The following is a 6,050-nucleotide window of genomic DNA, read 5'->3' as shown; positions in this document are numbered from 1 at the left end:
GTCTCGCACCGCCCTGCCCTGCCCAGCCCTGTCTTGCCCTGCCTTGCCTTCCTCCGCTTCACTCCCTCCCCTGGGGGAGATCCCTCGAAGGAGCACGCCGTGTCCGTCCCCGCCGCACCTCCCGGCCAGCCCAGGAAGGCCGCCACGGCCGCCTGGATCGGCAGCGCCCTGGAGTACTACGACTTCTTCATCTACGGCAGCGCCGCCGCCCTGATCTTCCCGACGGTCTTCTTCGACGAGTCCGACCCGGCGACCGCGACCCTGCTGTCCCTGGCCACCTTCGGTGTCGCGTACGCGGCGCGGCCGATCGGTGCGCTCTTCCTCGGTCACTTCGGCGACCGGCTGGGCCGCAAGAAGATCATGGTCTTCACGCTGATCCTGATGGGTCTGTCGACGTTCCTCATCGGCTGCCTGCCCACCCGCGACCAGGTCGGCACCCTCGCCCCGGTCCTGCTGGTGATCTGCCGTGTCCTCCAGGGCATCTCGGCGGCGGGCGAGCAGGCCAGCGCCAACTCCATGACGCTGGAACACGCACCGGAGGACCGGCGCGGCTTCTTCACCAGCTTCACCCTGAGCGGCACCCAGGGCGGCCAACTGCTCGCGACCCTGGTCTTCATCCCGATCGCCGCGCTCCCCGAGGACCAGCTGCTGTCGTGGGGCTGGCGCGTCCCGTTCTGGATGAGCATCGCGGTCGCCGTCGTCGGCTACGTCATCCGCCGCACGCTGGACGAGACCCCGGCGTTCACCCGGCAGCAGACCGCCTCCGAGGGTGTCGCGAAGCTGCCGCTCGCCGTGCTGATGCGCGAGCACTGGGCGGATGTGCTGCGGGTGATCGCGGGTGCGCTGGTCGCCTCGGTCTCGACGATCTTCACCGTGTGGGCGCTGGCGTACGGCACGAGCGAGTCGGTCGGTCTGTCGCGTTCCTCGATGCTGTGGGTGGGCGCGCTGGCCAACCTGGTCGCGCTCGCCGCGATCCCGCTGTGGGCCACGCTCTCCGACCGCGTCGGCCGCCGCCCGGTGTTCCTGATCGGCGCGGCCGGCAGCGCGGTGCTGATGTTCGTCTACCTGTGGGCGATCTCCACCGGCTCCTACCCGCTGGTCCTCGTCCTCGGCATCGTCACCTTCGGTGTCGTCTACAGCGCCGCGAACGGCATCTGGCCCTCCTTCTACGGCGAGATGTTCTCCACCAGGGTCCGGCTGTCCGGCATGGCCATCGGCACCCAGATCGGCTTCGCGGTCGCCGGTTTCGCCGTCACCTTCGCCGCGCAGATCGCCGGCCCCGACGGGGACGACTGGTTCGCGGTGGCGCTGTTCACCGCGGCGCTGTGCGTGCCGCCGGTGCTCGCGGCCCTCACCGCCCGCGAGACCCACAAGGTCCCGACCGAACTCCTCGGCGTCCGCGCGGCCGACGCGACCAACGACCGGGAGCGGGTCGCGGCCTGACCTCCCCGTCCCCGATCGCGGGCCCCGAGCACCGGTGGTGTTCGGGGCCCTGCCCTGCGTCCCCTGCTCCGCTTCGGGCGGGCGGAGGGTCGCCGTCCGGCGAGCGGTTACCCCGCCGCGGGGGTCCGCGCAGGTCGGAGGGATGATGACGCCGGCGCCGCGATCACGCGGGGTCGGCCGGGGGGTGGGGGATGCAGAGAGAGAAGTCCCGCAAGGGTGTGCTGATCGGCGTGGCGGCCGGGGTGGGGTGCCTGCTGGTGGCCCCCGTCCTGCTGATCGTCGGGACCGTGACGCTGATGCTCCTGGGCCGGGCGCTGAATCCGCTCCCGATCCCGGACGGCGAGGCGCTCGTCCTGCGCGACGAGCAGATCGTCGGCACATGGCGGGACGACTCCGGCGGCCGGCTGGTGCTGCGCGAGGACGGGACGTTCACCTCGGACGGGGTGTGCGGCGACTTCACCGCCGACGACCTCGGCGAGGCCCGTGCACCCGATCCTGGCACCGGCACCTGGGAGCACCACGAGTCGGAGGAGATCGAGACGGACACACCCATGTCGGAGGTCCACCTCACCTTCACGCCCAGCGAGGTCTGGACGCAGTACCAGGCGCGGGGGACGTCCGAGAAGGCCGTCCTGTGGATGTTCATCGGCGACCCCGACTCCGGGGACGTGTGCGTCCTCGACAAGGTCGACGGGGCCGCCGGATGACACCTCAGCGCTTGGGGATGCCGTACGCCCGCTCCACGCGCAGCCGCAGCACGAGCCGGCGGTCGCGGACCATCGCCGCGCGGTAGTCGTCCCAGTCGGGGTGCTCGCCCCGCACGTCCCGGTACAGCCGGACCAGTTCCTCGACGGTCTCGTCGTAGGGGTCCTCGGCCACCCGGGTGAGGTCGGCCGTGCCCTCGACGACCGTGTAGGCCCAGCGGTCGGCGCTGGTCACGTGGTACGAGACGCGGGGGTCGCGGCGCATGTTGCGGGTCTTGGCGCGCCCGTCGGTGATCGAGACCCGGATCGTCCGCTCGTCGGGGTCGTAGGCGTGGTTGACGTTCGAGAGCTGGGGGCGGCCGTCCGCCTTGAGGGTGACCAGCACCCCTCCGTCGAGCTCGGAGACCAGGCCGAGCAGGGCGTTCTGTACGGCGTCCGTGTCACGTGTGTCCGAGGTCATGACCGGTCAACGTGCCGGGAGTGCCCGCGATTCCCCGATCCGCCGCGCGCAGCGCCGCACGACCATTGGTAGACAGTGTCTACTTCCGTGCGGTAGACAGTGTCTATGAGTGAACGGAACGCCGGGCTCAGGACCCGGCTCGTCGATGTCGGGGTCGAGTTGGTGACGACCGAGGGCGTGCAGGCACTGTCGTTGCGGGAGATCGCGCGGCGGGCGGGGGTGTCGCACGGGGCGCCGCGCCGGTACTTCCCGACGCATCTGGAGCTGCTGTCGGCCATCGCGCGCCGGGGCTTCGAGGACCTCGCGGCCAGGGGCGCCGCGGCCCTCGGTGACGGCACCGAGAGCCCTCGGCGACAGGTGGCGACGCTGGGCCGGGTGTACCTCGACTTCGCACTCACCCACCGGGGCATGCACGAGCTGATGTTCCGTCACGACCTGCTGGAGAGCAACACGTTGGGGCTGCGGGACGCCAGCCTCCCGGTGTTCGGCATGCTCGTGGACCTCGTCGGCCGGGCCCGGCCGGACGTCGACGCCCGGCTCGTCGCCGGGGCGCTCCTGGCGAACCTGTACGGCATCGCCCAGTTGTGGACCTGGGGCAGCCTCCAACTCATCACGGGCGCCGACGACTTCACGCCCCTGCTCGACGCGGCCATCGACGCGCATCTCGGGCGTGAGGACCGATGAGCGCGGTCACCCGGGAGGCCGGTGCGGACGAACGGCCGGCCGTGTCCGTGCCGTACCGCCGGCTGACGCTCGCGAACAGCGTGCTCGGCGCGGTGATCGTCGCCCTCGACGGGACCGTGCTGACGATCGCCCAGCCCACCCTGCGCCGGGATCTGGACGCCTCCTTCGCCGAGGTGCAGTGGACCAGCACCGCCTATCTGATCGCGGTGGCGAGCCTGCTGGTCTTCGCGGGGCGGCTCGGTGACCGGTTCGGTCACCAACGGGCCTTCGCCTGGGGTGTGTTGGGGTTCGGCGCCGCCTCGGCGGGTATCGGCCTCGCGCCCGGCGTGGGCTGGGTGATCGCGCTGCGGGTCGTCCAGGGGGTGTTCGGGGCGCTGCTGCAGCCGGCCACGCTCGGGATGCTGCGGGCCGCGTTCCCGCCCGACCGGCTGGGCATGCCCGTGGCGCTGCGGACGAGCGCCATCGGGGTGGCCGCCGCGGCCGGCCCGCTGGTGGGCGGGGTGTTGGTGACGGAGCTGGGCTGGCGCGCGGTGTTCTTCCTGAACGTGATACCGGCGCTGGTCATGGGCCTGCTGGCCCTCGTGGTCCGTGCGCCGCAGGCAGCCCGCGGCGTGCCCGTCGGTGGCCTCGACACCCGTGGCGCGGCCCTGCTCGCCGTGGCGCTCGCGGCGCTCGTGCACACCCTGGTCGGGATCCCGGGGCACGGCTGGACGGTTCCCGGTGTGCTCGGTCTGCTCGTGGCCGGCGCCGCCGGTGCTGCCCTCGTACGGCATGAACGGCGGGCGCCCGACCCGTTGTTGCCGCCCGCCGTGCTCGGCTCGGCGACGGCGGGCGCGGCACTCGGGGTGCTGGTGACCGCGTCGGCGGCGATGATGGGCGCGCTGTTCGTCGGCAGCCATCTGTTGCAGGTCGTGCTCGGCATGGACCCGCTGCGCACCAGCCTCGTCGCGCTGCCCGGCGGCGTGATGATGATCCTCGGCGCCCCGCTCTCCGCGGTGCTGCTGCGCCGGTGGGGTGCCCGGCCGACGGCCCTGACCGGGACCCTGCTGCTCACCGCCGGGGTGCTGGTGCTGTCGGCGGTCGGGCCGGGCTCCCCGACGGCGGTGATCGGCGGTGGCTTCCTGCTCCTGGGCGCCGGGTTCGGCGCGGTGATGGTGACGGCCACCGCGGTCGTCGTACGGGACGCCCCGCCGGAGGCGGCGGGGGTGGTGGGCGGCCTCCAGCAGACGGCGATGAACATCGGGCCGACGCTCGGCGTGGCCGCCGCCGCGACGCTGCTGCCGCTCGCCGCGGAGCCCGCGTTCTGGCTGCTGGCCGGCCTGTCGGCGCTGGGAGCGCCACTCGCCGGACGAATGCCCCGACCCGCCCGTTCTCCGAGGGATGGATCGCGATCAGTACGGAACGATGAAGACAAGGACGTCTGTGAGCCGTGACCGGGCCACCGGAGGAGAAGCACCATGGAACGACTGCGCCGACAGGTCGAGCCGCGCGAGGCCGGCCTCGACCCGAAGACCCTGGCCCGCCTCGACGAGTACCTCGGCCGCCAGGTCGACGACGGCCGGCTGCCCGGCTATCTGCTCTCCGTCGCCCGGCACGGCCGCGTCGCCCACCTCACGACGTACGGCCGGCGCGACGTGGACGCGGGGCTGCCCGTCGAGACCGACACATTGTGGCGGGTCTACTCGATGACGAAGCCGGTCACGTCGGTGGCCGCACTGATACTGGTCGAGGAGGGGCTGCTGTCCCTCACGGACCCGGTCTCCCGCCATCTGCCGGAGTTCGCCGAGCCCCGGGTGTACGAGTCCGGTGAGGGCACCGGAATCCGGACCCGCCCGGCGCGGCAGCCGATCCTCGTCCGGCATCTGATGACCCACACCTCGGGCCTGACGTTCGGCTTCTACTACGACCACCCGGTGGACGCGCTCTACCGGGAAGCGGGCCTGGAGCACTCGGTCCGGCCGGGCGCCGACCTCGCCCAGACCTGCGCGGAGTACGCGCGTCTGCCCCTGCAGTTCGAGCCGGGCACGCAGTGGAACTACTCCGTCGCCAGCAACGTCCTCGGCCGGATCGTCGAGGTGGTGTCGGGGCAGTCCCTCGACGCGTTCTTCGCCGAGCGGATCCTCGGCCCGCTGGGGATGACCGACGCGGGTTTCCAGGTCTCCCCCGAGCAGGCCGGGCGGCTGGCCCAGCTGTACGGCGAACAGGAGGACGGCTCGATCGCTCCGGTGCCGGGGCTGCCCCTGCACGGCCGGCCCCGCTTCCTGTCCGGCAGCGGCGGCATGGTCGCCACCGCCCGTGACTACCACCGCTTCGCGGAGTTCCTGCGCCGCCGCGGCGAACTCGACGGGGTCCGTCTGCTGACCCCCGAGTCCGTCGACATGATGGCCTCCAACCAGCTGCCGGGCGGCGTCGACATCCACACCTACGGCAGCGGCTTCCACCAGCAGCCGGGGAACGTGGGCGTCGGCTTCGGCCTCGGCGTCTCCGTCGTCATCGACCCCGAGGCCACCGAGAGCCCCTCCTCCCTCGGCACCTTCGGCTGGACCGGCGCCGCCACCACCGTCTTCTGGGTGGACCCCCGCCGGGACCTGACCGTCCAGTTCATGACCCAGGTACGACGCCGCTCGTCGTTCTCTGTCTACCCGGACCTGAAGCGACTGGTCCACGAGGCCGTGGTGGACTGAGCCGGCGCCATCCTGTCGTCGCGCGCGGGAGCCGGAGGCCCGCGGACCGGGGCGGGTGCGGGGTCGAAGCAGGGG

Annotated in this window: 6 protein-coding genes; 5 read left to right on the top strand and 1 reads right to left on the bottom strand. The window is 72.5% G+C overall.

What is annotated here, in order from left to right; all coding sequences use genetic code 11:
• The first annotated feature begins 99 nt into the window (after positions 1-99).
• Positions 100-1,443, top strand: a complete 1,344-nt coding sequence (locus tag AOK23_RS38455; RefSeq protein WP_055717109.1) for an MFS transporter — start codon at positions 100-102, stop codon at positions 1,441-1,443.
• Between the two features lie 191 nt (positions 1,444-1,634).
• Positions 1,635-2,150, top strand: a complete 516-nt coding sequence (locus tag AOK23_RS38450) for a hypothetical protein (RefSeq protein ID WP_240496753.1) — start codon at positions 1,635-1,637, stop codon at positions 2,148-2,150.
• Between the two features lie 4 nt (positions 2,151-2,154).
• On the opposite strand, the gene AOK23_RS38445 is transcribed toward AOK23_RS38450, so the two are convergent.
• On the bottom strand, positions 2,155-2,607 hold the full coding sequence (locus tag AOK23_RS38445) for a TIGR03618 family F420-dependent PPOX class oxidoreductase (RefSeq protein WP_055717108.1): 453 nt from the start codon (positions 2,605-2,607) through the stop codon (positions 2,155-2,157).
• A 105-nt stretch (positions 2,608-2,712) separates the two neighbouring features.
• Between AOK23_RS38445 and AOK23_RS38440 the strand changes: the two genes are divergently transcribed.
• From AOK23_RS38440 to AOK23_RS38430, 3 genes are read left to right on the top strand one after another with little or no spacing between them, the layout of a single operon-like run.
• Positions 2,713-3,291: a TetR/AcrR family transcriptional regulator gene (locus AOK23_RS38440; protein WP_055717107.1), complete on the top strand. Its 579-nt coding sequence runs from the start codon at positions 2,713-2,715 to the stop codon at positions 3,289-3,291.
• Positions 3,288-4,724 carry an MFS transporter gene (locus tag AOK23_RS38435; RefSeq protein WP_055717106.1) on the top strand — a complete coding sequence of 479 codons (1,437 nt, stop codon included), beginning with the start codon at positions 3,288-3,290 and terminating at the stop codon, positions 4,722-4,724. The genes AOK23_RS38440 and AOK23_RS38435 overlap by 4 nt, the downstream gene beginning before the upstream one ends.
• A gap of 24 nt (positions 4,725-4,748) precedes the next feature.
• Positions 4,749-5,975 carry a serine hydrolase domain-containing protein gene (locus tag AOK23_RS38430; RefSeq protein WP_055717105.1) on the top strand — a complete coding sequence of 409 codons (1,227 nt, stop codon included), beginning with the start codon at positions 4,749-4,751 and terminating at the stop codon, positions 5,973-5,975.
• Positions 5,976-6,050: the final 75 nt, after the last annotated feature.

The sequence above is a fragment of the Streptomyces torulosus genome, from assembly GCF_001419765.1.
In the GTDB taxonomy this organism is placed as follows: domain Bacteria; phylum Actinomycetota; class Actinomycetes; order Streptomycetales; family Streptomycetaceae; genus Streptomyces; species Streptomyces torulosus.
The sequence above is the reverse complement of the archived record's forward strand: the minus strand, read 5'-3'. Positions and strand labels throughout refer to the sequence as shown.

Bases quoted from the DNA above. Each gene is read 5' to 3' on its own strand.
- AOK23_RS38440 (WP_055717107.1), top strand. From the start codon at position 2,713: ATGAGTGAACGGAACGCCGGGCTCAGGACCCGGCTCGTCGATGTCGGG.
- AOK23_RS38445 (WP_055717108.1), bottom strand. From the start codon at position 2,607: ATGACCTCGGACACACGTGACACGGACGCCGTACAGAACGCCCTGCTC.
- AOK23_RS38435 (WP_055717106.1), top strand. From the start codon at position 3,288: ATGAGCGCGGTCACCCGGGAGGCCGGTGCGGACGAACGGCCGGCCGTG.
- AOK23_RS38430 (WP_055717105.1), top strand. From the start codon at position 4,749: ATGGAACGACTGCGCCGACAGGTCGAGCCGCGCGAGGCCGGCCTCGAC.
- AOK23_RS38450 (WP_240496753.1), top strand. From the start codon at position 1,635: ATGCAGAGAGAGAAGTCCCGCAAGGGTGTGCTGATCGGCGTGGCGGCC.